The following is a 25,443-nucleotide window of genomic DNA, read 5'->3' as shown; positions in this document are numbered from 1 at the left end:
CGCACCATTTCAAGGAGTTTTCTTGTCCGCAAGACTTTTCGAGCCCTATACGATCCGTGGGGTCTCTTTGCGGAACCGCATCGTTATGTCCCCTATGTGCATGCATTCCGCGACAGCCGATGGAGTCGCCACTGATTTCCATGTCCTGCATTATGGATCCCGTGCACTAGGTGGCACTGGTCTGATCATGACCGAGACTGCAGCGGTAACTCCCAACGGGCCGATTGGGCCTGGAGACCTTGGGATCTGGGACGATGCACACATCCCGAACCTGCGACGCATTGTTGACGCCGTTCACCTGGTCGGCGGCCGAATCGGCGTGCAGATCGGCCACGCCGGCCGACAACTCGGCCTCCCCGAGCAGACTGCCGTCGCGCCCTCCGCAATCGCGTGGGGACCGGAATCCCGGGTACCCGAGGAACTCACCCAAGACGGAATTGCAGAAATTGTCGATGCGTTCCGCGTCGCGGCAGCGCGCGCAAAGATGGCAGGCTTCGACGTCGTGGAGGTGCACGCCGCCCACGGCTTCCTCCTCAACGAGTTCCTCTCCCCGATTTCGAACAAACGCACCGACGAGTATGGAGGAGACCACGCGGGCCGGTACCGCATCGTCCGTGAAGTCGTCGATGCAGTCCGCACCGAATGGAACGGACCGCTCTTCGTCCGGATCTCCTCCACCGACTACGTCGACGGCGGCAACACCCCTGAGGACTTCATTGTGTTCGGCCGGTGGATGAAAGAGCAGGGCGTGGACCTCATCGACGCATCCTCCGGCGGCAGCGCACCCGTCAAAGTGTCCTCGTTCCCGGGTTTCCAGGTCCCCGCAGCGGAGCTCATCCGCCGGGAAGTCGGAATCCCCACCGGCGCTGTAGGGCGCATCGAGACCGGCCAGCAAGCAGAGGACATCGTCAGGAACGGACGCGCCGACCTGGTGTTCATCGGCCGCGAGATGCTCAAGGATCCGTTCTGGGCACGAACTGCCGCGGACGATCTTAGGCATGCCATCCAACCGCCGGCACAGTACACACGCTACGGCTCCGTGTGGCAGCGCACTCAGCCACCGCTCCCTGCAGCCCCGCTTCACGAAACAGTCGCGGCCTAGGAAAGGCTCTTGCCTTCCGGCTGCAGACCGGCGCAATTGGGCGCTACGAACTACGCAGGCAGACGCCGGGATAGCTCTGCCTGCGTAGCTGTAGATCAAACCGGCGTACGCACGACTGTCGTGCCAACTTCCCAGTTCACTACGACGGCCAGGAGTGAAAGCCGGAATCACAATTTGGCCTTAAGATGGAACCATGCCCAATGAAGTGAATTCAGTCTCAGTTCCCCAAGGCGTGGCAGAGTACGTCAAGGGACTGATCCGCCGAGGCCAACTCGGCCCTGGTGACAGACTTCCCCCAGAGCGGCAACTTGCCGAATCCCTCGGTGTAGCACGGGTGAGTCTTCGGGAAGCGTTCAAGCAGCTGCAGGAAGAAGGCTACATTGTCGTCCGGCGGGGCAAAACCGGCGGCAACTTCGTCACCGCCTTGAGTCAGCCACTTGCTGAGTGGCGCCGCAGCATACTTGAGCAAGAGGAAGAACTGGACGACCTGACCACCGTGAGGGTCGCCATGGAGTCCCATGCTGCGACTCTGGCAGCCACGCGGCGGACGCAAGACGACCTTGACGCCATGATGGCCGCCATCAACCAACAGGCGGCGGCATCCAACCGGGCCGAATACAGGCTTGCAGATTCTGCTTTCCATGACGCAGTAGCAAAGGCGGCAGGGAGTAAGCGACTGGAAGCTGCCATTCGAAATGCCCGCAGTGAGTTCTTCAGTCCGGCGGACATGCTGGACCACCCGGATCCTGTTGAGGACGATCAGCGACAGCACAAGCGTGTATTTGAAGCCATCAAGGACAGGGCTCCCCTGCTTGCGCATGAAGCCATGCTGGATCACATCGAGCACACGCGCCACGAGATCCTGAGAATACTCAAATCAGAAGCTGGGCAGGTCTCCTAGGGACCTTTCCATTGGAACCGCGCAAAGCCGGTTCACCTGGTCACGGTAAACGAAGACCATGACGAAAGCCCGGCAGGCCTCCACGGAGGAACGACCTGCCGGGCGCGGTTTTAACCGCTCGTGGGCAGAACCAGAGCTTACAGGCGCCCGGCCTCCACAATCTGCCGAAGGAATTCGCGTGTGCGCGGCTGAACCGGGTCACCGAATACCTGTTCCGGCGGCCCTTGCTCCAGGAGCCGCCCCTGTTCCAAGAAGACGACGAGGTCGGACACTTCGCGAGCGAAGTGCATCTCGTGGGTGGCAAGCATCATGGTCATCCCATCTGCCGCGAGCTCACGAACGATGTTGAGAACTTCGGCAACCAGTTCCGGGTCAAGCGCGGAGGTTATTTCGTCCAGGAGCACAGCTTTGGGCTCCATCGCGAGTGTCCGCATGATCGCCACGCGCTGCTGCTGACCACCGGATAGCTGCTCCGGGAAGTAGCTCGAGCGATTTCCAAGGTTGACCCGTTCGAGGAGAGCGTAGGCACGTTCACGCGCTTCCTCAGGGCGAAGTCCCAGGAGTTTGATGGGACCGATGGCAACGTTGTCCAGGACGCTCATGTGCGGAAAGAGGTTGAAGGACTGGAATACCATTCCCACGGTCCGGCGCAGACTGTTCACATTCACGCCAAGTCCACTGACTACGTCTCCGTCAATGCGGATCTCACCTGTATCTATCGGCTCCAAGGCATTGATGCATCGCAGCAGAGTAGATTTTCCGGATCCGGAGGCACCTATCAAAGTGACCACCTGATGCTGCTCGACCTGCAGGTCGATACCTTGCAGCACCGTATGGACGCCGTAGCTCTTGTGGAGGCCAACCAATTCAATGAAAGACATTATTTGCTTCCCTTTCGTCCACGGCGGGAAACGCCTCGCGCCAGCATCCAATCAACGAAGCGGGTCTGCGGGATAGTGATCAAGATAAAGAGGACGGCCACTACTGTGACTGACGAAAGGTTGAAGTTCGCCGATGAATAGAACTTGGCCTGGTTGAACGCGTCCATCGTGCCAATAATGTTCACCAGCGAGGTGTCCTTCTGTAGCGAGATGAACAAACTGAGCAGGGGCGGGATGACCCCCCGCACGGCTTGAGGCAAAATGACGAACCGGAGTGTCTTTCCGAATGAGAATCCGAGCGACCGGGAAGCGGACCACTGCGACGGGTGGATTGCTTCTATGCCAGCCCTGTACGTCTCGGCGGTATAGGCGCTGAACGTCAGAGTCAGCGCAATGATGGCGAACCATTCCGGCGGCAGATCTGACAGTACGGGAAGCTGGAGCAGGGGCAGGCCAAATCCGACCAAGTAGATGACAATGATGGCTGGCACGGCGCGCAGGCAGTCGATGTAGGCGATTGCAATGGCCCGTACAGGGCGCCAGGCTTTTCCGGGGGCAAGGCGGGCTACTGCCAACAGCAGCCCGAAAGCGAGGACGAAGATCTCAGTGATGACGGCGATCCAAATATTGAGGCCGAAAGCTGCAAGGACGTCGCCGGCGCTTTGAGCCATGAAATCCCAGCGGAGGAATGTCTTCTGGATGATTGCGTCATTGACGGTGAGCATCACAGCACCGGTGATGACTATAAGTACGGCAATGCCAAGGCCGAAGGTGAAGGTTGCATCATGCAGTGATGCTGCACCGCTCGCCCTGGCGTCGAGAATCCGCCCTTCACTCACTTCTTTGGAGGCGCGGAGGGACCGACGTAGTGACCGCACCGCTATCCACAGCACCGCGCCAGCCAACAGCACACCGACAGTACTCAAAAGCCAGCCAACAGCGTAGGGGGTGGTGCCCTCCTCTGATCCATTCATCGCAGCTGCACCTAGGCCAGCAACGGCCACTAGAAGCGCAGAGGCAAATACAGTCGCCGCCGATGAAAGCGCTCGACTCTTAGGCGGAGGGCTGAGACGTGGGGCCGCAGCTAGAGGCGAGGCAGCAACCGAGGTCACTTCACTACCCAGAACGGGACGGAATTGGGGTCAACCCCGAACGTAGGCTGAAGGTAGTCCGCGGCCAGAGCCTTCAGCGTCCCGTCAGAGTCCAGTTCGCCAATGGCCTTGTCGATGGCGGATGTATTCTCAGAGTTGCGAGGAAGTACAACCCCATAGCCCTGGTCGAGGGCTATCTGCCCGGTTACGGCCAGAGCACCCCCGGTTTCTTTAACGCTGGTCAGAGCGATCGTTGTGTCTGTAACAACTGCGTCGACCTGCCCGGCTTTGAGCGCTGTGAAGATGTCTGCGGCGGACTGAAAGACTGCTGCCGGCTTGGTGGGCTTGAGTACGTCCGCCACCCACTGTGCGCCAACGTTGCCCTGCAGAACGGCGATCTTCGAGTCACGGAGGGTGTCCGCGGTGACCTTTGAATCCTTTTTCGTAGCAATGCCAAGGTTTGAAGAGAAGTACCGCTGCGAGAAGTCAAATACTTCCTTTCGCTTATCGGTAATTGTCACCGTGGCCAGTCCGATGTCGTAGCCGGATGCGGTCCCAGAGATGAACTGGTCCCAGGCGAAGTTTTTAAGCTGGACCGATTTGAGTCCGGCCCGGTGGGCAATATCCGCGGCCATGCAGTACTCAAATCCGCTCTTGACCGAGTCCGGGCTGGTTCCATTGGACCACCCAGGGTTTGGCAGAACGACGGCGACCGTCAGGACATCTGGTTTTTGGGTTTTGAGCTTGATGCTGTCCGGCTGCCCAGTGACTTTACAGTCCCCGAAGCCGGAGGCGTTGCTGGGCGAGCTCGAGTTTGCAGAGCCACCGCATGCGGTGAGGGCGAGGACGCCGACTGTCAAAGCGACGGCGGCTAAGGATTGCTTCTTCATCTAGTGCTCCAGGGAGTAGTGAGAAAGGGCGGCGGCCTTCAGTTGCGACTGAGACCGCGGTGAATGGACAACCCATCCTCGCCGTAAAGGTCTGAGGTGCGGTCCATTAACCTTCCAACTATGAAACATGACACACTTTCAGGTGTCAAGAGTTCAGTAGATAGGGCCACATCAGCGTCCTTGCTTCCAGTTGACAGCCCTCAGCAGATGCCGCCATCCTGTTAAGGTATTTGGCTCGTACCTAATACCTCAATATTTCGCAACCAGTACTTGCTGGTCGACACCACACTCAGGAGCTTATTTTGGCCACATCTGCATCGATTTCCCCGAGGATTGGCATTCCAATCCGCCTCTCTGGCCTCGGTTGCGGAGTCTCGGACCCGGTCCTTAAGGAGGCCGAAAGGGCCTTTGACGCAGTGGTCTCGCTCATTCTGGGATCCGGGGCTGAAGCAGTCCTCATCAGCCCAGCCGGCGATCTGGAACTCGAAGAAACCTTCGCTTCCTGCCATGGCTTCGTCCTTCCGGGCGGCGGGGACGTTAACCCGGCCCTTTTCGGCGGATCGGCCGAGGATCCGTCTCTTTTCGGAGTCGATGCGACACAAGACAGCCTTGACCTCGCCGCCATCCAGTACGGCATCGACCATGGCATCCCGGTGTTGGGCATATGCCGCGGCATGCAACTACTCAATGTTGCTTACGGCGGGTCCCTGCACATCGACTTAGGACCCAGCAGCGTCTCCCATGTAAGCAAGGGTGAAGAAGGCTCGAGAGACTTCTCCGTCCATGAGGTGGAACTCAAGAGGGGAAGCCGCGTTGCCGTCGCATTCGACGGCGAATCCCGAATCCCGGTGGCGTCGTTCCACCATCAGGCTGTTGATCTTCTAGGCGACGGACTGCGTCCCACCGCAGTGGCCGATGACGGTCTCCTTGAGGCCATCGAATCGGTGGACGACAACTGGATAGTCGGCATCCAATGGCATCCGGAAGCGGACCTTCCTGCACCAACTTTGCGGCAGCCGCTGTTCGCCGCCCTGAAGGCCGAAGCCGAGAAGATGCTCCTTCGGATCAGTTGAAAAGGACGTCTACCCGGCAGTGGAGTATCCGATTGTTGGCGTTGTGAGTCCGTCAACGAACTGCAGTGGGTGAAAGGTCACTTTAAGTGCGGGAGGGTTGGGTCCACCGCCATGCCCAAATGGCACAGCAGTCGACCCAACCAATTCCGCGTAATACACCCTGCGGCCGCGAGATATAAGGGCGAGCCTGGTGGGCCCGCCCAGTCCCTGGCTTCAGTGGTTGTCGGACACCTCATCCTGAAGCGGCATAGGCATCGAAGTATAGAGCCCGTCAGAACATGCCTGAAGGAGCCCCCTTAACCACATCCGCATACGTTTAGAAAACATCGTCTGCCTCCCATTGACCACAGCGATCAAACAACGGCGCGCATGGCCCTGGATGGCACTGCCTAGCCGGCATGGATGTCCTTCTTGAACGTCTCCGGGAGCCACTTCAGAAGGATGGGTGCCGCAATGAGTGCCACCACTGCCATGTACCAGGCCGCCGACGTCGACGTTCCGGTTGAGTTTGCCAGCGCTGCTGCGATCAGCGGTCCAGGGCCGGCGACGATGGCGAGCCCCAGGTTGTAGCCGAGTGCGCTTCCGCTGGACCGGGTGGAGGCAGGGAAGAGCTCCACGAGCAGTACCACGTTGGTCACACTGCACAGTGCCTGGCACGCTCCAAAGAGGATAAGCCCCGCAACGATTGCCACGCCGTTCCCTGTTCCCATGAGCAGGAAGGACGGGATGGACAGCACAACAAAACCTACAGTTCCAAGAATATTCAGGCCGCGACGGCCAAACCGGTCAGACAGGATGCCCGCCAAAGGGCACATCAACAGGTAGATGAACAGGCCGGCACCGCTGAGCGTCAGCGCGGAAGCGCGGTCCAAACCAAGCGAGGTGGTCAGATGGTTGTTCATGTACGTCGCCAGATAATAGATACCGAGCCCAGAGACGCTGGAGAACGCAAACGTGATCAGGATCGGCTTAAGGCCCTTCGTACCTGCCTTTGCCAAAGGTGAACCAGCCAGCCGGTCTTCGGACTTCATGCTCTCGAAGACGGGAGTATCCCCCAGTTTCATGCGGATGTAGAGCCCGGCAAGGGACATAGGCGCAGCCAGGAGGAACGGAAGCCGCCAGCCCCAGCCCGATAGGTCTTCCGGGGAAAGTGCAGAGCTAAGGCCAAGCGCAACGAAGCTTCCTACGATGAACGCCAAGGCGGCGGTCCCTGAGATCAGGCTCGCATACAGCCCGCGCTTATTGTTCGGGGCACTTTCCACCAGGTAGGCGGCAGAGCCACTCCACTCGCCACCAGCAGCGATACCCTGCACGCAACGGAGCAGGACCAGCAGAATGGGGGCCAGAAGTCCGGCCACTGCGTATGTGGGAAGAAGACCCATGACAGTCGTCGCCCCGCCCATGAGCAGAACCGACCATACAAGCGCGGCCTTGCGACCGTGCTTATCCCCAATGGGTCCGAGAATGAATGCTCCCAGGGGGCGCATGATGAAGCCGACGGCGAAGACGGCGAACGCACTCAGCAGGGAGAGAATCGGGGTGCTTTCAGGGAAGAACAGTTTCCCGATGATGCTGGCAAAGAAGCCATAAACGGCGAAGTCGAACCATTCCATGAAGTTGCCGATGCCTACGGCAAGGGCAGTCTTGCGGCGGGTGGCTGCGGATGGTTCTGTGGTGCCGGGAAGTGTTGTTGTGCTTGCGCTTTGCATGAAGACAACCTCTCTGTTGACGTCCGTTTTGGGCATGGAATGGCCCCCGCCCCTGTTGCGAGCAAAGGGCGGGGGCCAGTGTGGGGGCGATGCTCCGCGCTACGAACGCGGGGGCACCGTATTAGTCCGCGTACGGGTCGGGGATGGCGATGTACTGCGCTGTGGTGTATTCAGCGAGGCCTTCGGCTCCGCCTTCCCTGCCGAGTCCGGACTGTTTGACGCCGCCGAACGGAGCAGCAGCATTCGAGATCATCCCGCTGTTGAAGCCGACCATGCCGAACTCGATCTGTTCTGCTACGCGGAGCATCCGTGCGTGGTCGCGGCTGAAGAGGTAGGAAGCCAGTCCGTACTCGGATGCATTTGCCAGGCGGATGGCCTCTTCCTCAGTGCGGAACGTGGTGACCGGAGCAACGGGACCGAAAATTTCGCTGGCCAGAATCGTTGCATCGTGCGGGACATTGGCCAGGACGGTCGGCGGATAGAAGTAGCCCACGCCGTCGCGCGGTGCACCGCCGGTTGCCACTGTGGCTCCTTGCTCTACTGCTTCGGTGACCAGGGCGTGGATATCCTTGCGGGCACCACCATCAATGATGGGCCCGACGGCGGTACCCGGGTCAGTGCCTCGGCCCAGCGTCAGTGAACCCATGGCCGCGGCAAACTTCGAGGTGAAGTCTTCTGCGACCGATTCGTGCACAAGGAAACGGTTGGCTGCTGTGCAGGCCTCACCCATGTTGCGCATCTTCGCTGCCATTGCGCCCTGGACTGCCTTATCCACATCAGCGTCCTCGAACACGATGAACGGGGCATTGCCGCCCAACTCCATCGACGTCCGCAGCACATTGTGGGACGCGTCCGCGAGCAGCCGTCGGCCAACCGGCGTCGAGCCCGTGAAGGAGACCTTCCGAAGGCGCGAGTCCTTCATCAGGGGACCCGAGATTGCTGACGCGGATGATGAAGCGACGACGTTCAGCACACCGGCAGGCAGGCCCGCTTCCTGCATCACCTGGGCGAACAACAGCGACGTCAGCGGCGTGAACTTCGCTGGCTTGAGGACCATGGTGCAGCCGGCAGCAATGGCCGGGGCAACCTTTCGGGTGGCCATCGCCAGCGGGAAGTTCCAGGGTGTGATCAGCAGGCACGGCCCGACGGGCTTGCGTTGGACCATGATCTTGTTCTTCCCCTCAGGGGATGTGAGGTAGCGCCCGTAGTCACGGACGGTTTCCTCGGAGAACCACCGCAGGAACTCCGCGCCGTAGGTCACTTCGCCGCGAGCCTCGGCAAGCGGCTTGCCCATCTCCAAGGTCATCAGCAACGCAAAGTCCTCGGCCCGTTCGGTAACAAGTTCAAAACCACGCCGCAGGATCTCCGCCCGGACACGAGGGGCAGTCCGCGCCCAAGACGCCTGAACGGCGTCGGCAGCATCCAGTGCTGCCATCGCGTCGGCGCTGGTGGCGTCCGCTATCTCCAGGAGCTTCTTTCCCGTTGCGGGGTCTTCGACGGCGAACGTCCCGCCGCCGCTGGCATCGCGCCACTCGCCGTTGATCAGCAGGCCGGTGGGAATAGTCGAGAGCAGAAGGCGCTCAAGCTCAGGCGTGACAGTAGCCGTTTCAGGCATTATGGGTTCCTTCCAGGGCGAGTGAATCAAGATCATTACCGACGACATCCGTGTGGAGTTCTTGGAGAATCGGCAGGAGATAGGTTTTGAACAGCGGGTAGTTCTCCGCCATCGGGAAGTGCCCAATGTCCTTCATGGCACCGCCCTTCGCACCAGGAATTTCGGCGATTGCATCTGCCGTGTCGGCTGGAGTACAGGCGTGGTCATACTCCCCCGTGAGCAAGTACACCGGGCAGGCATTTGTGTCGATCTCATGCCCTCTGCCCCGGAGATCCAGGTCCTGGGAGTAGAAGTAGGTGTCACCGCGGTAGATACCGGGGCCGCCTTGGCTATAGATCCACCAGACTTCGCGGCGGGATACCTCGGGGCTTTGCGGTGCCATGAGGCTCGACGTCCAACTGGGGACCGACTGCTGGGCATTGACGTCCGGCCGCAAGGACCAGTCCTGGAAGCGCCCGTTGACCTTGAGCGCCCCCGACAACCCTATGACTGCCCCGATTTCATCAGAATGCCTTCGGGCCAGCTCCAGCACCAGGGACCCGGCCATGGAGCAACCAATAACTGTGGGTTGCTCGATATCCAGGGCTGCCGCGAAGTCCCGGACAATTGCGACATAGGCATCGGCTGTGAGTAGATACTCCGCTTCCCACCAGCCTTCGGGCGGGAGGGACCGGCCGTGCCAGGGAAGGTCGAAGGCCACCACCCGGAAACGGCTGGTGATCTCCGGATCATTAAGCAGATGCCGGAACTGCCTGGAGTCGGCGCCGGCCGTATGCAGGCAAAGCAGGACAGGTCCGCTGCCGGCTTCTTCGAAGTAGATGCGCTGGTCGCGGCCGGACGAACGCAGGTTCACATAGCGGCCAACCACATCTTCGAAGCTGGCTATCGGTGCGTCAGTGCTGGACATGGAGTGCCTTTCCGAGATCGACCAGACGGGCGAGGACCCTTAAATTACGGACAAGTTCAACGTCGGAACCGCCGAGCGTTACATCCGGGCTGTTCTTCCCGAGCGCGAGCAGGTCATGCAGCAACGGTTTGGGGTGGGGATCGAAGATCTGTCCCCAGCCGGATGGCGAAGCGGATATGGCGATGTGATCCTTGGGCAAGTCCTTCCAAGGCGTTGGTACCAGGCTGGAACCTTGGAAATTCAAGACAACCCGCCAGTTACCGGGTGAGACAGCGTCAATCCAGAAGTCGCTGTACTTGCCAATGACCTGCAGCTCACGATCAGAGTGCACCGCGTTGGCGAGATGGGTGAACCACACGTCCGATATGACAGGGAGTGTGTTGTTGGTAGAAGACATGAACTACTTTCTGCGCTCGGGAAACGGACTCAGAGTGCCAAGGTGCAAGGCCGGGGACAGCCCCTACCTTGCACCTGGGAAAGGATCAGATGCTCAGTTCGTCCACGCGAACAGTGTCATTGGCCTTCTTGTGCTTGATGGTCTTTGCAGTGACGATGGCGATGAAGCCAAGGACTGCAGAGATAACCATGTACCAAGCGACTGCGTCGCTGGACTGGTACTGCTGAATCAGCAGAGTTGCGATGATCGGAACTGGTGCTGATGTGACGATCCCGCCGAGCTGGTAGGCAAGGGAGGTGCCGGTGTAGCGGACCTCAGTGGGGAATAGTTCTGCCGTAAAACCGGAAATTACCCCGTACGAGACGCCGTGAAGAAGCGGCAGCGCGATCACGAGGGCCAACAGAATTCCCCAGAAGGTTCCCGTGCTGAAGAGGGCGAAGACCGGGAAGGCCCCCAGAGCAACCAGAACGCAGCCGGTCAGAAGCACCTTCTTCTGGCTGTACTTATCCGCGAAGGTGGCGAAGAACGGCAAGGTAAACACCTGAAGGGACGCAGCAATCATCAGTGCGACGAAGATCGTGCTTGAGGGAATGCCAAGCTGCTTGGGGCCGTAGCTGACCAGGAACACGGTTGCGATGTAGAACGTGAAGTTTGGCGCGAAACCGCAGAGAATGCCGTGCATGAGTGAGCGCTTGTGGTGCTTGAAGACTTCAAACGCCGGCACCTTGGGAACTTCGTTCTTTTCCTGGATCTCCAGGAACTCAGGTGATTCGGTGACTTTGAGTCGGATCCACAGGCCAACGATGACCAGCAGGATGGAGGCAATGAACGGGATCCGCCAGCCCCACGACAGAAGCTGGTCCTGAGGCATGAGTGCAATCAGCGCGAAGGTGCCACTGGAGAGGACGGTGCCGGCCGGGACACCGGCTTGAGGGAAGCTGGCAAAGAAGGCACGCTTGTTGGCTGGTGCATGTTCCAGGGACATAAGCACAGCGCCGCCCCATTCCCCGCCAACTGCGAAGCCCTGAAGGAACCGGCAGACCACGAGCAGAATCGGAGCCCAGATACCGATCGTGGCGTAGTTGGGGAGCAATCCCACCACGAGCGTGCCCAACCCCATGGCCAGGACAGACCAAACGAGCATCTTCTTCCGGCCGATCTTGTCACCGAAGTGGCCGAAGAACGCGCCACCGAAGGGACGGGCGATGAAAGCCACCGCAAAAGTGGCGAACGAAGCCAGCGTGCCTGCAAACGGGTCCAAGGTGGGGAAGAACTGGCTGTTAAGTACCAATACAGTGGCAGCGCCAAAGATGTAGTAGTCGTACCACTCGATCGTGGTGCCAATGAAGCTGGCCATGGCGACCTTCGCCGGTGAAGGCGGCGACGCCAGTGTCGCGGATGATGCGCCCATTACGCTCAACCTTTCGAAACAGAGAGTTGGGGATCCAGTTCATACTGGAATGTCATAAGACCGTATTACGGTGTTATGAGCTTAGAACGGGTATGTGATCCACGTCAACTGCGTCGTCGGGCAAAACAAGAGCTCCGGTCCACCAAGGGTGAACCGGAGCTTTGAAGGGGCTGGAATCAGCTGGCGTGGAGTTTGCGCATCTCCCCCAGCGCTGCCTCGGCAGCATTGCGGACGTGTTCCTCGCAGGCCAAGCGGGCTTCATCGGGATCGCGGTTGACTGCTGCCGCCGCGGTGATCCGGGTAATCTCAGCGATGGTTCTTCCATCACGGCCCGGAGCGGCCAAGGAGAGCGTACGGAGCATCTGAGTCCGGGCATTCACGCTGCGCAACATCCGCGCGATCTCCGCGTTTCCGGTGCCATCAAGCAGCACGTCGTAATAGCGATCCTTAGCAGCCAGGCGTTTTTCGGGATCCCCTGAAGCCACGGCCACCTTGACTTCCCCAAGCCTGGAAACCAGCTCAGTACACTGTGCGTCACTCGCCCTTTCCGCGAAAAGGCTGCCAGCCAGCGACTCAAGTGCGCGGCGCACTTCATACAGGCTTTCCGCATCGTGAATGCTGAGCGTGGCAACTTCCGGGCCACGATTCGGGACCATGGTCACAAGCCCTTCGGACTCAAGTTGCCTCAGGGCTTCACGGATCACCGTTCGACTCACGGAATACTTCTCGCACATGACCGTCTCGACGAGGCGGTCCCCCGGCGCAAATTCCTGGGCAACTATGGCTCGACGTAGCGCGTTAACCACTTCCGTGCGAAGCGGTGCTGCTGTCCTGCGGATGGCGTCAATAGTCATGGCATTCCTTCTAAAGGGTTTCACCATCATACGTGATATCAGCAAGTGTGGGACTGGACACGCTTATAGGTATTACTGTAATACTGGATTAGCGCGAAGTGCAGCTCACAAAGAATGATTCCGCCGGCAACGGCGGCGACTGGAGGAGAACGATGAAGTTCAGAGGAGCAGTTCTGGAAACCATCGGGGCGCCCACGCCCTGGGGGGAGACCACTCCCATCAATGTGGCTGAGTTGACCCTTGACGCGCCAGGCCGCGGCGAAGTGCTCATCCGCATGGAAGCTGCGGGAGTATGTCACTCCGACCTCTCACGCGTCAGCGGTGTGCGCGTATGCGCCGTACCGATGGTCCTTGGTCACGAAGGCTCGGGAATCATCGAGGAACTCGGCGAAGACTGTGACGATCTCAAGGTCGGACAGCGCGTCACAATGACCTTTATGCCGCGTTGCGGTGAATGCACTGCATGTACTTCCAGCGGGTGGGCACTGTGCCTCGAAGGCACCAAGGCCAACGCAGAAGGAACGCTGCTTCACGGAGACCGACGACTCCGCATCAACGGCCAGCCCCTTGACCACCACGGTGGAGTCTCGGCGTTTGCCGAGTACGCCGTCGTAGACAAGCATTCTGTTGTTCCGCTGCCCGAAGGCGTACCCGCCGACGTCGGCGCTCTTCTTGGATGCGCTGTCCTCACTGGTGGCGGCGCGGTCATCAATGCCGCTAAGGTCCGCCCAGGTGAGTCTGTTGCCATTGTTGGCATGGGCGGCGTCGGCCTTGCAGCTGCACTCGTGGCAATAGCCGCTGGCGCAGGCGAAGTGGTTGCCATCGACATGCTCCCCTCCAAGCTGGAAACGTCGCTGGAGATCGGTGCGACTGCTGCCTACACACCCGCCGACGCAGCGGCCGCCGGCCTGAAGTTCGACGCCGTGATCGAGTGCGTGGGAAACCCCGCTGCGCTCTCCGGCGCCATCGAAATGACCAAACCAGGCGGCCGAACTGTGACAGTCGGGCTTCCCCGGCCCGATGCACGACTCGAAATCTCGCCCTTGAGCCTGGTTGTTGAAGCCCGTCAGATCATCGGCTCCTACATGGGCTCCGGGATTCCGTCGGAGGACATCGCCCGCTATGCCCAGATGTACTTGGATGGCGTCCTGCCAGTCGAAAAGCTCATCTCCGGCACCATCGCCCTGGACGACATCAATCACGCCATGGATGAACTCCGCGAAGGCAAAGTCATTCGTCAGATCATCGACCTCAAGGGAAACGCCTCGTGAACTTCACTGACCAAACCGTCATAGTCACTGGCGCCGGCAGTGGTATCGGCAGGGCAGCTGCCCTTCGATTCTCCGAGCTTGGCGCGAACATAGTCATCGCTGACAAGAATGAAGCGGCGGCACGGGAAGTTGCGGACGAGGCCGGCGCCAAGGCACTGGCCGTCACCGTCGACGTCAGCGACTCGGCCAGTGTCCGTTCCATGATCAAGACTGTCGTGGATAACTTCGGAGGCATTGATGTCCTGTGCAATAACGCGGGATTCGGGTTCCCAGGAAACGTGCTGGACATCGACGAGGACAACTGGGACCGCCTCATGTCCGTCAACCTCAAGGGCGTGTACCTCTGCTCTAAGTACGCCATCCCGGAACTCGCGAAAACGGGTGATGGCAGGATCGTGAACACGTCCTCGTACACAGCAAACGTTGGCATCCGCGACCGCGCCGCGTACGTGGCTTCCAAGGGCGGCGTATCGGCGCTGACGCGGGCTATGGCACTGGACCACGTGGATCAAGGCATTCGCGTCAATGCCGTGGCTCCCGGAACCATCAACTCGCCCTACTTCGACAAAATGATCGCCGAGTCGCCGGAACCGCAAGAGCTCGTTGACTCCCTCAACGGCCGTTCGCCCATGCAGCGCATGGGGCGCCCGGAAGAAGTTGCCGAAGCCATTGTCTGGCTGGCAGCCAAAGAGTCCAGCTTCGCTACGGGATCTGTGCTCACCGTCGATGGAGGAACATCAACATGGTAATCGCCGACACTCACGCATCCCTTTTTGTAGGACTCGGGAATATGGGCCGGCCGATGGCCATCAACTATTCCCCCGGACGCGAACTGTTCGTCTACGACACGAACCCTACGGTCGCCGCAGAGGTAGCTGCGGCTACGAACGGCACCGCTTTGCCGGACCTCGAGAACATCCCGTCCCACGTAGGGACCGTGATCCTCATGCTCCCCAACAGCAGGATCATCGAGTCCGTACTGCGCACCAGTCCGGGACTCCTGAAGCACCTGACGGCTGGAACCTTGATCATTGACATGAGCTCCTCCGAACCCGAAAGCACCGCAGCCCTTGCCGCGGAAGCAGCTGCCCTCGGCATCGATTACGTGGATGCACCGGTGTCGGGTGGCGTCGCAAAGGCTTTGACCGGGAAGCTGGCCATCATGGTAGGTGGCGACAGCACCGCCGTCGAACGCGCCAAACGGCATCTTCGCAACCTCGGAGAGTCCATCACACACGTTGGGCCCCCGGGGACGGGACACGCAGCCAAAGCGCTGAACAACTTGTTGTCGGCCACCAACCTTGCCGCCGCCGCCGAAATCCTGACGGTGGCCGCAACGGCTGGAATTGCGCCGGAGAAGATGCTGGAAGTCATCAATGGCTCCACAGGCCGCAGCCAGGCGTCGGAGTTCAAGTATCCCCGCCATATCCTGACTGGCACTTTTGATTCGGGCTTTGCCATGGACCTCATGCTCAAGGACCTAAAGATTGCCAGGAACCTTATTTCCCAGCAATCCGCCGAAGCGCCGATCGTACTCACCGCGCAGGAAACCGCCGAGAAAGCACGTGAGCTCTTGGACAGTGACCACCCGGATCACACCGAATTTGCCCGATACTACGAAAAACTCAACGGCACACCGCTGCGCGCCAGCTGAACGCCGCACCATCCGGAAGGACACCACTATGACCATTGATCTGAACGACCAGACCGCCGAGGCCCAGACGTACATCGACGACATGGCGCGCAAACGCGGATATGTCCTCGACTACCACAAGGTAATGGCCAAGCACGATTTTCCCGTACTTCAGGCGGCTAATCATGTGGTCTCCGCTGCCTATTTGGATGAGCGCACTCTTGACCGCAGGACCAAGGAACTCATCTTCATTGTCAGCCTCACAGTTATGCGCGCATCCAAGGGACACATCCAGTCCCACATCCGCGTAGCGCTCGACCTTGGCCTGACGCCCACCGAGATCCTGGAAGCGATCGAAATTTCGCTTCCGGAAGCCGGCGTCGTTGCGTTCCAGGCCGGATTCGAAGCATGGCGGGAAGTTGTGGGGGCCGACGGACTCGAACCGTCCGTGGCAGTTCACGAGGGCGGCAATGGCGCCGGCTAAGAACGACGGCGGCTACCGGGTTGTCGTCGTTCGCGTCGGCACCCGGGCCACTGAACGCAGCGACGTCTACCTTAACTACCGTTTGTACGGGGAAGACGACGGACCGGCCACCGTTGACTACTACTTCTGGATCCTTCAAGGGCCAGAGGGCACCCTTGTTGTGGACACAGGCTTCGGTGAAGAAGCTGGCCGCCGGCGCGGCCGTACCCTGCTGCTGCACCCCGCAGAGGCCCTTGCCCACCTAGGCATTGACCCGAACGATGTCGGTGACGTCATAGTGACCCATGGCCATTACGACCACATCGGAAACCTTGACCTGTTCCCGAACGCCCGGATCCACATTGCCGAAGCTGAATACCGGTTCTGGACCTCGCCGACAGCTGGACACGTCCAGTTCTCCTTCTACGCTGAAGACGGTGAAATATACCAGCTTCGCTTGGCCGAAACCCAGGGGCGCCTCAAGTTGTTCTCGGGCGAAACGTCACCGGCTCCGGGAATCAGACTGGTCGAAGTCGGCGGGCACACGCCCGGACAGGCAATTGTCTACGTCCCCACTTCGGAGGGCGACGTTCTTTTGGCCTCTGACGCTGTCCACTTCTACGAGGAGTTGGAACGCGACATGCCCTTTACTGCAATCAGCGATCTACCGGCCATGTATGAGGCATTCTCGTTCATCCGTGAAGAAGCGCGTCAACGCGGGATCACCGTCGTCGCGGGCCATGATCCGGACGTTCTGGCACGATTCCGTCCCTGCCAGGAACTCCCTGCCGGGGCCGGCGTGGCCATCGGCGCAACCCACCAAGACCCAAAGGAGTAATCATGACCAGCACTTTCAATGTCGTTGCCAGATACAGAACCAAGCCAGGAACCACGGAAGAGGTTCTGGGACACCTGCAGAAAATGGCAGCCCAGACCCGTGAAGAACCCGGCAACATCTCCTACGAATTCTTCCGCGGAGTGGAGGATGACAGGAAGATTGTCATCCTGGAGAGCTACCACACTGCCGAGGACTTTGACCTGCATCGACAGACGCAACATTTCCTCACCATCGGGGCTGTCCACATCATCCCGGAGCTCGAAGCGCGGACCGTTTCCACCTATGTCACTGCCAACAGCCCCGCAGAAGCTCCTTAGGAAGGCACGAGGATGGAAACAGCCTCCACCACCGAAGCCCGGATCAGTCAGAACTGGTCCGGGCTTCGGCCTGCCCAGACCGTCCTGGTTCGGGAATCCATTGGCGAGCAATACCCGGCGACAGTCGACGCGATCACCGAGGACTGCACTGTCATCTGGGTAGTCTCCGACACCACGCACCAGCGCAAGGCTTTCGACTACCGGGAAGGTGTCGTCGTCTCGCCGGCCTAGTCCTTGTCCTGCAGCAGAACACCTCTGGAGGATCTGTGAAACACTCACCACCTGCCTCGTCAACAATGCGTGCACTGGCAGTCAGCTCTGAGGCTCCCGGGCGAATCGCCATTCAGCACGTCGCAACGCCTTTAGTAAATCCTGATGAAGTCCTGGTTGAGGTTTATGCCATTTCCCTCAACCGAGGAGAAATGCGGGCACTTCGCACAGCGACCCCAGGCACCATCCCCGGTTGGGACTTCGCTGGCGTCCTCATGGAGGACGCCAGCGAGGAGCTGAGGGCTGGTTCCAGGGTTCTGGGAATAGTGGAACATGGCGCCTGGGCAGAGGTGGTCGCCGTGCGCCGTGACTGGATTGCCGCCATTCCGGATGAAGTGACGTTCACTCAAGCCGCAGCCTTGCCGACAGCCGCACTCACAGCCTTGCGCACCCTAAGGCTGGGCGCGGCGGGCCTCGGTGATCATGTCCTGATCACCGGGGCTTCCGGCGGTGTTGGCCAGTTCGCTGTTCAACTCGCCGCACGAGCAGGAGCCATGGTTACGGCGCTGGTCTCCACGGGCACGGAGGCCGGAGTACTTGAGGGCATTGGCGCCAAACATGTAGTAACTGACATCGAGCAAGTTCGTGATCGTTTCGATGTCATCATCGAGTCGGTGGGCGGCCAAGTGCTCGGCCGCGCACTCTCATTGCTGGATTCGCGGGGAAGGTTGGTTGCCTTTGGCAATTCGTCAGACGAGCCGACTACCTTCAATGTCCGTGATGTTTACAACGGTGCTCTGGTCAAGATCCTGGGTTTCGAGCTGTTCTTTGATCCCCTTCCCTTCGGACGAGATCTGGCACTGCTCCTGGAGCTCGTGGTGAAAGGTACGCTCATCCCCCATGTCGCCCAAGTCCTCTCCTGGGATGACATGGCTACCGCCCTTGACCGGTTGGGGAATCGAGCTGCCGGCGGCAAGTTGATCCTCACAATTTAGGACTGACTCAAGGGCTTGCATCAAAGTGCTTGCATCCAACGGACGCCAAGAATGCCGCCCCAAAGCGATTGGGGCGGCATTTCTTATTGATGGTTGAGGGAGATGCGCTGGCTAGGCGTCGTCGGCTGTCGTCGATAGCACGCGGCCAAGTCCTTCGTACGCCGCTGGGCGCTTGGACTTCAACCAGAATGCTATGAGGAGGCTGAAGACAAACCAGCCGATGCAGAACCACGGGATGAGACTGACCCAGATGATGTCGCCCCCAAGAGTGCTGAGATTGGACCACAGCAGGTAGAGGGCACCGCCCAAACCAAGTGCTCCGATCCCCGGGGCCAACATCGTCCGCCACCAGTGAGCATGCACGCGGTGCGCTGGCAGCCGGTGGTACCGGATGGTGGCAATGGAGCACAAGATCTGGTTAAGCATGACCCAGAAGGTACATGCGATCGCGAACCAGCCAAAGACCTCTGAGTAGGCGGCAGTGTTGAAGTCGTTGCTGGCGAATTCCTGGGCCGAGGGAGCAGCAAAGTAGAAAGCCGTGAAAAGGGCCAGAATCAGCGCCGCTCCAAAGAACGTCGCAACTGCAGCGTGATGCGGGCTTCCAAAACGCGGGTGTGTGTGGCCCAACTTGCCGGGGAACAGAACACCCTCACGTGCAATCGCGTAGATATAGCGTGAAACAGTTTGGTGGAAGGCCAACACGGACGCGAAGCAGCCGGTTATCACAAGCCAGTTGATGCAATCGGCAGCCCAGGCACCAACGTAAGTTTGAGCGAGCGAAATGTAGGACTGACCCAGCAGGCCGGTTGTCTCATCCACCACTTTGCCGGTTCCGAAACCCGTGATTGTTGCCCAAGCGGTGACGAACAGAATGAGGCCGATGCCGATTACCGCAAGGTAAGTCGCCAACGGCACAAGCTTTTTGGGGTTCTTTGATTCTTCTGCGTAGTTAGGAACCACTTCGAATCCGAGCCAGGACCAGAAAGCGAAGAAGATACCGATACCCGGGGCGATCCCGCCGAAGGCGTTGATGGGGTTGATCGGTTCGAGGCTAACACCCTCTGGTCCCCCATTCATGAAAATGGCACCATTGACAACGGCGAGAATGATAATCTCCCCGATGAACAGGACGCCAAGCACCTTAGCTGAAAGTTCGACGCCGAAGTACGATGCCACTGCGGCCAGGACCAGGGCGATACCGGCGATGACAAGCCAGGGCACGTCTATTCCCAAGGATTGCTTCAGGGCGGCCGAGCCGAAATATCCGATCGCGCCCAATACCGCCACCTGGACGCATAGGTAGCCCAGCATCAGAGACAGCCCTGATGCCAGCCCGAGCGGTTTAGTCAGACCGTTGCTGATAAAGCTGTAGAATCCGCCGGTCGCGCTGAGACGTCGCGTCATGGCTACATAGCCGACGGCGAAGCAGAGAAGTACGCCCATTGCGACGATGAATCCGGCTGGAGCGCCTACACCGTTGCCGAAGGCGACCGCAAGCGGAATGTTGCCCAAGCAGCCCACCAAGGGGGCTGCGCTGGAGAAAGCCAGCAGAAGAATGCCTACCAGTCCGAGGGAACCGGATTTGAGTCGATGGACTTCTGTCTGTTCAGATGACGCGGAAAGGGCACTGGAAGTTGCCATGGGGGTCCTTCTTCAAATTTTGACGCACTGTTGGGGAGCGCGCCAAAGAACATTGGGAGGGTGCGGATACCGTCGAGAATTGGGGACGCGGTAGGTCCGCATCGTTCTTGCCATCTGCGCGTGGAGGATTGGCCGCACGTTGAGTTGGCAGAGTCGATGAAGTCAAGCTGGCTTCGCTGCGTCCAGTGAAACCGAAAGAATGAAACAAGTTCATCTTTCATATTCGAAGTATGAGGCATAAGTCACAGTTAGTGCAAGAGTCAGTTACTGGAGAGGACCCATGAGCCCCGGCGAAGACCTAGACTGGACCACGGAACGTGAAAAGTTTCATGCTTACAGGAGACAGGCTGGAGGGGGCGCCACGATGAGCCAGGCAGCGCAACGTGAAGTAAGTGATTCCATTGCACCTTTTGATGGAGCCCGTCCGCCTGCATCTGCGGGACCAGCTCATTCTCTCTCCGAGCTTCTGACAGAGGCGTCCGCCACAGTCGGCGCCCACAGGACGGCCGTACAAAAGCGCAGCCGTTCGAAGATGGAGACGGTACTGAAAGCCGCTATCGACCTTCTGGTCGAGGGCGGACCTGAAGCAGTCACCACGACTACCGTGGCAGCGCGGGCTGGCGTATCTGTTGGATGGCTTTACAACTTTTTCGATGGCCGGGAGGCCTTGCTGGAAGAAATTCTTGTGTCCTGCCTTCAGGACCTTGACAACCGGCTGGATAAAGTTGATTTCGACTTAGGTGGGTCTGACTGGAAGCAGAAGGCCGAAGCCGGTGTGGAAGCCCATATTGAATTTTTCAATGAGACTCCAGCCTTCCGTGCCATCTGGTTTTCCACAGAGTTCACCGGGCGCATGATCCGCGCCAACCGTATGCACGACGACCAACTGGCAGCCTTTCTGGCGCGAACCATAACCGAGGTCAGGCCCGACGCGCCGCAGGTTCCGCTGGGAGTTGTGACACAAATTTTTGTCGGCATGTTGGATAAGGGATTTGACCTTGCTTATCGGGAGTCGCAGGATCGAGGCAACGAGGCGCTGCTGCAGGAAATGAAACGCTCCAGCATCGAATATCTGTCCACATATCTGCCTTAGGATCCCGCGCCCGCGACCGGCCGAGACAGCTGTCAACACGTCGGCCCGGACGCGAACGCCCGGGCCGACCCAGAACAAGATATAGATTCGCCTGTACTCGAAGAATGCCTATGCGGGACGCGGAGCCGTCAGCTCCCGGTCACCCATATGAGAAGGGCGGAGGTGTGACCAAGGCCTGGCGGCTTCGAATGCTGCGGCGGCCCTCAGAACCTTCGCATCCGCGTGAAAACCGCCCGCAATTTGTAGTCCAACGGGCAGTCCTCCCGAGGTAAGTCCCGCGGGCACCGTGATGGATGGCGTCGTCATCATGTTGAATGGATACGTGAGCAACCATCCGAGGATCTGCTCCCGGAGCGGCTTACCCTCAAGCCAGCTGGGCGCGAACTGTTCCAGAGGAAAAGCCGCTGAGGTCAGGGTTGGAGAAATCAAGAGGTCGATACCTGACATGAACTCTCTGAAGGTCTGCCACATCTGACCGCGGTAAAGGTCGGCCCTGCCCTTATCTTCTCCATTCAGCGTCTTGCATTGGCTCATGATCTCCAGAAGGTTTTCATCCACCTGTCCCGTCATGCCCTGCCAGTCCAGCAGGTCAACCTGGCTGGCAAATCCAGGAAGCCAGACGCCGTTCCACATCGCTTCCTGGGCTCCGCCCCATGACGGAGTGGCCTCTTCGACAACCGCACCAAGTTCCTCGAAAGCGTCCATGGCAGACCTGCAGATCGCCGCGACCTCCGGGTCCACGTAGCCAAGGCCCAGATCTGAGGACCAGGCGATCCGTAGGCCGTCGATCGGCATCTTGATCTCCTCGGTGAAGTCAATATTCATGTCCGGAAGACTGGTTGGGTCTTCGTCGTCCGGACCAGCCATGACATTGAGCATGAGCGCAGCGTCAGCCACTGTCCGGGCAATCGGCCCATGATAGATCCAGGTATAAAAGCGACCCCCCAGAATTGTCTGTGGGATGAGCCCATGGGTTGGTTTCATTCCGACAACACCACACATTGAAGCCGGGATCCGAACCGACCCCGCTCCATCGCTCCCCTCTGCAATGGGTGCAAGGCCTGCAGCCACAGCAGCAGCCGATCCCCCGCTGGACCCGCCGGCCGAGTAGCCGCTTTTCCAGGGATTGTGAGTGGGCCCGTACAAATGGTTGTCCGTCCCCCCGTAGTAGCCACCCTCGGGCATATTCGTTTTGCCGAGAAACAACCCCCCAGCCGCTTTGAGACGCTTAACGACGGCAGCATCGTGCTGAGCTACGGTTCCTTTCAGCGGCAAGTAGCCGTACGTTGCCGGCAGTCCACTCATGGCGGTGAGTTCCTTGACTGCGAAAGGGACCCCGTGAAGCGGCCCAAGCTCTGCACCCGAGTCCACCTGTGTCTGCAGGCGTTCGGCGTCCGTGGTGACCTGCTCCTCGTCGAAGGTAACGTACGCGTTCAATTGCCGATTCACAGCCTTGATGCGGTCCGTCATCGATGTGGCGATATCGGTAGGGGAAAGTTCCTGGCGGCGTACCTTTTCGCTTATATGTGTCGCGCTCATCCAGGGGATGTCTTCAGTGGTGACGTGGTCCATGATGCTCTCCTTGGGTTTGAGGTTTGGGGTGTAGTCGTGGCTGTTCGCTGAGTGCGTCACTTGGACCGCTGCACCCAGAAGCGGATGGCCTCAAGGCCGGCGGCCAGGACCAGTACACTGCCCGTCACGATTCCGGCGATTTCCGGCCCCAAGTTGAGTAGCGTTAGCCCGTTCTTAAGGATGGCGATGAGCCATACTCCAAGAACCACGCGAAGGACGCTGCCACGTCCACCGTTGAACGGCACACCGCCAAGGAGCACGGCGGTCAATACGGTCACTTCGAATCCGACCCCCAGAGTGCCCGAGGGGGCACTGTCCAGTCTCGCCACCTGCAGGACACCTGCAATACCTGCCGCCAGTCCTACAACAACGTAGAGAAGCACTGACAAGCGTTTGACCGGGATGCCTACAAGGTAGGAAGCCCTCGCATTCACCCCGATTGCGATGATTTTGCGGCCAACAGGGAGACGATTCATGGTGAGCAGTGCTGCGCCGATGACCAACAAGGCTGCGAGGCCCAGATAGGACACACCGAAAATGGAGCCATTGCCCAGGACATTGACGTCAGATGGAAAACCGTAGAGCGAATCGGGGGCAAGGTACTGAGCAACACCCCGCGTAGCTGCGAGCATTCCCAGCGTTACTACCAAGGGAGACAGTTCCAGCCATCCAATCAACAATCCATTGATGGCGCCGATTGCTGTACCTACTGCGATTCCTACTAAGAGCCCGGGGATGAGACCGGAACTCAGGAACGTCAGCCCGGAGCACACTCCGGCCAAGGCCAACGTCGAACCGACGGACAGATCTACGAATCCGGCCATCAGCAACACTGCAGCCACCACGGCCACTATGAAGGTGGGCCCATTCTGGGTTAGTACCGCCAGGAGGTTGCCGCCGGTAAGGAAAGACTTGGTCGCCAGAGAGAAATACACCATGAGACCAAGGGTGGCGGCCGGCATAAACCAGTTGATGCCCTGAAGAACCAGCTTTTTGCCGGTGAGGCCAGGCTGTTTGATCCCTGGGCTGTTGCTTGGGGGACTCTTGGTGGTGGACTCCAACGTAGTCACTTTGATGTTCCTTCCGCTTCGCCAGAACTGCCTTGGGCAGCTGACAGTAGGTAATTTTCTGTGATGTCTTCGGGGGCGATTTCCCTGGGCACTCCGTCCACCAGAACGAAGACACGGGTGGCAAGCGCGAGGATTTCCTCGGGTTCGCTGCTCGCGAAGATCACGCATCGCTCAGGACCGGAGACAAACTCGCGGAGTAATTCGTAGATCTCGTGTCGGGATCCGATGTCCACCCCTTGAGTTGGTTCATCCAGGAGCAGAACCGATGTGTCGCCAAGGTCACCGGCCCAACGCCCCACCACCAGCTTTTGGGCATTTCCCCCCGAGAACGAATCCGCTGGATTCCCTGGAGACATCGGACTCAGCCGGATCCTCCCGGCCGTCTCAAGAAAGGCCGCCCGTTCGCGGCCACGGCTACGAAATCCACGTGAGAGCTGGTGGTAGTGCGGAAGAAGTACGTTTTCTTCAGCCGTCATGCTGCCGAAAAGCGACTGTTCTTTTCGATCGGAAGCCACCAAGGAAATGCCTGCCCTCAGTGACTTAGACCGAGTGGAGGCAGGGGACGTCCGCGACAGGCTGATGCCCCCTCCCACGGGTCTCCTTACTCCTGCCAGAGACTCCAGAAGGTTCGTTCGTCCCGAGCCCAACAGCCCGAACAGTCCGACGATTTCATTGGCATGCACTGTCGTCGTCAAAGGCCCCGTGAAGGAGCACTGTAGTGCCTCCAACTGCAGCATCGGCGCGCCTGGTTCGCAGTCTGATGCCCGGCCGGTCAGTGAGCTGCCCGGAGAGATGCCATCAACCAGGTCCACCATTTGAAGGTCCAGGCGATCCCGGGTCCAGTGCACCCGGCCGTCGCGGAGGACAGTTACAGCGTCGGCGACCTGCAACACCTCGTTCAGCAGGTGCGTCACGTAGATAACGGTGAGTCCCTGCGTCGTGGCCAGCCGGCGCACGAGCCGGATCAGGGCCGTTACTTCATGAGGGCCGAGGGCTGCCGTTGGTTCATCCAAAATGAGAAGGTCCGGTTTCCGTCGCAACGCCCGAGCGATTTCAACGATCTGCTGCTCCCCCACTGATAATGAACCGACCAAGGATTTGGGGTTTATGTCCACGTCCAGAGATTCGAGGATGTTTTGTGCTTCACGCTCCTGCCGGCGGGTATCGATCGCCCCGAGGACGGTACGACGCTCTTGGCCGAGAAATATGTTGTCCGCGACGGAGAGCGACGCGATGAGCTGAAAATGCTGGTAGATGATGGCGCATCCAGCTTCAAAAGCTTGTGTCGGCGTAAGCCCACGGTATGGGCGTCCCCCGATGACGATTTCACCGTCGTCAGGACTGGTGGCTCCGCTGAGGCAACCCAACAGTGTCGACTTCCCCGCACCATTCGCACCAAGAAGCGCATGAACCGTGCCCGCAGGAATATTCATGTCGATGCCCCGCAGCACGTGATTCGCTCCATACGATTTGCGGATTCCCGATAGCACAAGGCCGAAATTCACGGAA

General features: G+C 59.5%; 25 protein-coding genes. 12 read left to right on the top strand and 13 right to left on the bottom strand.

The features are described from left to right. The first annotated feature begins 22 nt into the window (after window positions 1-22). Together namA and JMY29_RS08990 are read left to right on the top strand one after the other, a co-directional pair. Complete coding sequence (gene namA / locus JMY29_RS08995; protein ID WP_189075683.1) at window positions 23-1,102, top strand: NADPH dehydrogenase NamA; 1,080 nt, start codon at window positions 23-25, stop codon at window positions 1,100-1,102. 193 nt (window positions 1,103-1,295) lie between these two features. Continuing rightward, window positions 1,296-2,003 carry a FadR/GntR family transcriptional regulator gene (locus JMY29_RS08990; RefSeq protein ID WP_189075684.1) on the top strand — a complete coding sequence of 236 codons (708 nt, stop codon included), beginning with the start codon at window positions 1,296-1,298 and terminating at the stop codon, window positions 2,001-2,003. 137 nt (window positions 2,004-2,140) lie between these two features. On the opposite strand, the gene JMY29_RS08985 is transcribed toward JMY29_RS08990, so the two are convergent. The 3 genes from JMY29_RS08985 to JMY29_RS08975 all read right to left on the bottom strand — a co-directional run bounded on the left by JMY29_RS08985 (window position 2,141) and on the right by JMY29_RS08975 (window position 4,865). Further along, window positions 2,141-2,884: an amino acid ABC transporter ATP-binding protein gene (locus tag JMY29_RS08985; RefSeq protein ID WP_189075685.1), complete on the bottom strand. Its 744-nt coding sequence runs from the start codon at window positions 2,882-2,884 to the stop codon at window positions 2,141-2,143. Continuing rightward, window positions 2,884-3,858, bottom strand: a complete 975-nt coding sequence (locus JMY29_RS08980; protein WP_082499816.1) for an amino acid ABC transporter permease — start codon at window positions 3,856-3,858, stop codon at window positions 2,884-2,886. Before JMY29_RS08980 ends, JMY29_RS08985 begins: the two co-directional genes overlap by 1 nt. Before the next feature lie 134 nt (window positions 3,859-3,992). After that, on the bottom strand, window positions 3,993-4,865 hold the full coding sequence (locus JMY29_RS08975; protein ID WP_189075686.1) for an ABC transporter substrate-binding protein: 873 nt from the start codon (window positions 4,863-4,865) through the stop codon (window positions 3,993-3,995). A gap of 302 nt (window positions 4,866-5,167) precedes the next feature. On the opposite strand from JMY29_RS08975, the gene JMY29_RS08970 reads away from it, so the two are divergent. Continuing rightward, the gene (locus JMY29_RS08970) at window positions 5,168-5,938 is read left to right on the top strand and encodes a gamma-glutamyl-gamma-aminobutyrate hydrolase family protein (protein ID WP_189075687.1); all 771 of its coding nucleotides are present in this window, start codon (window positions 5,168-5,170) and stop codon (window positions 5,936-5,938) included. A 389-nt stretch (window positions 5,939-6,327) separates the two neighbouring features. Here JMY29_RS08970 and JMY29_RS08965 read toward each other — a convergent pair whose 3' ends face one another. From JMY29_RS08965 to JMY29_RS08940, 6 genes are all read right to left on the bottom strand, one after another. Next, entirely contained in the window at window positions 6,328-7,647 is a 1,320-nt protein-coding gene (locus tag JMY29_RS08965; RefSeq protein ID WP_189075688.1) for an MFS transporter, read from the bottom strand. Window positions 7,648-7,768: 121 nt separating this feature from the next. After that, complete coding sequence (locus JMY29_RS08960; protein WP_055976418.1) at window positions 7,769-9,262, bottom strand: NAD-dependent succinate-semialdehyde dehydrogenase; 1,494 nt, start codon at window positions 9,260-9,262, stop codon at window positions 7,769-7,771. Then, window positions 9,255-10,169, bottom strand: coding sequence for an alpha/beta fold hydrolase (locus JMY29_RS08955; RefSeq protein ID WP_189075689.1), 915 nt, complete (start codon window positions 10,167-10,169; stop codon window positions 9,255-9,257). Before JMY29_RS08955 ends, JMY29_RS08960 begins: the two co-directional genes overlap by 8 nt. After that, a complete protein-coding gene (locus JMY29_RS08950; protein ID WP_039240881.1) occupies window positions 10,156-10,566 on the bottom strand; it encodes a hypothetical protein in 411 nt (136 codons plus the stop codon). Before JMY29_RS08950 ends, JMY29_RS08955 begins: the two co-directional genes overlap by 14 nt. Window positions 10,567-10,651: 85 nt before the next feature. Continuing rightward, on the bottom strand, window positions 10,652-11,977 hold the full coding sequence (locus tag JMY29_RS08945) for an MFS transporter (protein ID WP_082010168.1): 1,326 nt from the start codon (window positions 11,975-11,977) through the stop codon (window positions 10,652-10,654). Between the two features lie 176 nt (window positions 11,978-12,153). Then, window positions 12,154-12,831 carry a GntR family transcriptional regulator gene (locus JMY29_RS08940; protein ID WP_039240879.1) on the bottom strand — a complete coding sequence of 226 codons (678 nt, stop codon included), beginning with the start codon at window positions 12,829-12,831 and terminating at the stop codon, window positions 12,154-12,156. A 152-nt stretch (window positions 12,832-12,983) separates the two neighbouring features. Between JMY29_RS08940 and JMY29_RS08935 the strand changes: the two genes are divergently transcribed. The 8 genes from JMY29_RS08935 to JMY29_RS08900 all read left to right on the top strand — a co-directional run bounded on the left by JMY29_RS08935 (window position 12,984) and on the right by JMY29_RS08900 (window position 18,558). Then, the gene (locus JMY29_RS08935; RefSeq protein WP_039240877.1) at window positions 12,984-14,102 is read left to right on the top strand and encodes an alcohol dehydrogenase catalytic domain-containing protein; all 1,119 of its coding nucleotides are present in this window, start codon (window positions 12,984-12,986) and stop codon (window positions 14,100-14,102) included. Beyond that, the gene (locus tag JMY29_RS08930) at window positions 14,099-14,851 is read left to right on the top strand and encodes an SDR family oxidoreductase (protein ID WP_189075690.1); all 753 of its coding nucleotides are present in this window, start codon (window positions 14,099-14,101) and stop codon (window positions 14,849-14,851) included. Before JMY29_RS08935 ends, JMY29_RS08930 begins: the two co-directional genes overlap by 4 nt. A 53-nt stretch (window positions 14,852-14,904) precedes the next feature. After that, window positions 14,905-15,756 (top strand): NAD(P)-dependent oxidoreductase, encoded by an 852-nt coding sequence (locus JMY29_RS08925; RefSeq protein WP_189075691.1) that lies wholly within the window; start codon window positions 14,905-14,907, stop codon window positions 15,754-15,756. Window positions 15,757-15,784: 28 nt separating this feature from the next. Then, window positions 15,785-16,219 (top strand): carboxymuconolactone decarboxylase family protein, encoded by a 435-nt coding sequence (locus JMY29_RS08920; protein ID WP_039240875.1) that lies wholly within the window; start codon window positions 15,785-15,787, stop codon window positions 16,217-16,219. Continuing rightward, complete coding sequence (locus JMY29_RS08915; RefSeq protein ID WP_055976429.1) at window positions 16,206-17,036, top strand: N-acyl homoserine lactonase family protein; 831 nt, start codon at window positions 16,206-16,208, stop codon at window positions 17,034-17,036. The genes JMY29_RS08920 and JMY29_RS08915 overlap by 14 nt, the downstream gene beginning before the upstream one ends. 2 nt (window positions 17,037-17,038) lie before the next feature. Then, entirely contained in the window at window positions 17,039-17,353 is a 315-nt protein-coding gene (locus JMY29_RS08910; RefSeq protein ID WP_055976432.1) for a putative quinol monooxygenase, read from the top strand. Window positions 17,354-17,365: 12 nt separating this feature from the next. Continuing rightward, window positions 17,366-17,584 carry a hypothetical protein gene (locus tag JMY29_RS08905; RefSeq protein ID WP_055976435.1) on the top strand — a complete coding sequence of 73 codons (219 nt, stop codon included), beginning with the start codon at window positions 17,366-17,368 and terminating at the stop codon, window positions 17,582-17,584. A 191-nt stretch (window positions 17,585-17,775) separates the two neighbouring features. Then, on the top strand, window positions 17,776-18,558 hold the full coding sequence (locus JMY29_RS08900) for a zinc-binding dehydrogenase (RefSeq protein ID WP_237567112.1): 783 nt from the start codon (window positions 17,776-17,778) through the stop codon (window positions 18,556-18,558). A gap of 111 nt (window positions 18,559-18,669) precedes the next feature. On the opposite strand, the gene JMY29_RS08895 is transcribed toward JMY29_RS08900, so the two are convergent. Continuing rightward, entirely contained in the window at window positions 18,670-20,199 is a 1,530-nt protein-coding gene (locus tag JMY29_RS08895; RefSeq protein WP_189075693.1) for an APC family permease, read from the bottom strand. Window positions 20,200-20,479: 280 nt separating this feature from the next. Between JMY29_RS08895 and JMY29_RS08890 the strand changes: the two genes are divergently transcribed. Continuing rightward, the gene (locus JMY29_RS08890; protein WP_189075694.1) at window positions 20,480-21,292 is read left to right on the top strand and encodes a TetR/AcrR family transcriptional regulator; all 813 of its coding nucleotides are present in this window, start codon (window positions 20,480-20,482) and stop codon (window positions 21,290-21,292) included. Between the two features lie 108 nt (window positions 21,293-21,400). Here the strand turns inward: JMY29_RS08890 and JMY29_RS08885 are convergent, their stop codons facing one another. The 3 genes from JMY29_RS08885 to JMY29_RS08875 are packed head-to-tail and all read right to left on the bottom strand — an operon-like array spanning window position 21,401 to window position 25,439. Then, entirely contained in the window at window positions 21,401-22,864 is a 1,464-nt protein-coding gene (locus JMY29_RS08885) for an amidase (RefSeq protein ID WP_055976447.1), read from the bottom strand. 56 nt (window positions 22,865-22,920) lie between these two features. Then, window positions 22,921-23,934 carry an ABC transporter permease gene (locus JMY29_RS08880; RefSeq protein ID WP_055976450.1) on the bottom strand — a complete coding sequence of 338 codons (1,014 nt, stop codon included), beginning with the start codon at window positions 23,932-23,934 and terminating at the stop codon, window positions 22,921-22,923. After that, a complete protein-coding gene (locus tag JMY29_RS08875) occupies window positions 23,931-25,439 on the bottom strand; it encodes a sugar ABC transporter ATP-binding protein (RefSeq protein WP_162239613.1) in 1,509 nt (502 codons plus the stop codon). The genes JMY29_RS08880 and JMY29_RS08875 overlap by 4 nt, the downstream gene beginning before the upstream one ends. Window positions 25,440-25,443: the final 4 nt, after the last annotated feature.

It is taken from the genome of Paenarthrobacter nicotinovorans, assembly GCF_021919345.1.
GTDB lineage: Bacteria > Actinomycetota > Actinomycetes > Actinomycetales > Micrococcaceae > Arthrobacter > Arthrobacter nicotinovorans.
The sequence above is the reverse complement of the archived record's forward strand: the minus strand, read 5'-3'. Positions and strand labels throughout refer to the sequence as shown.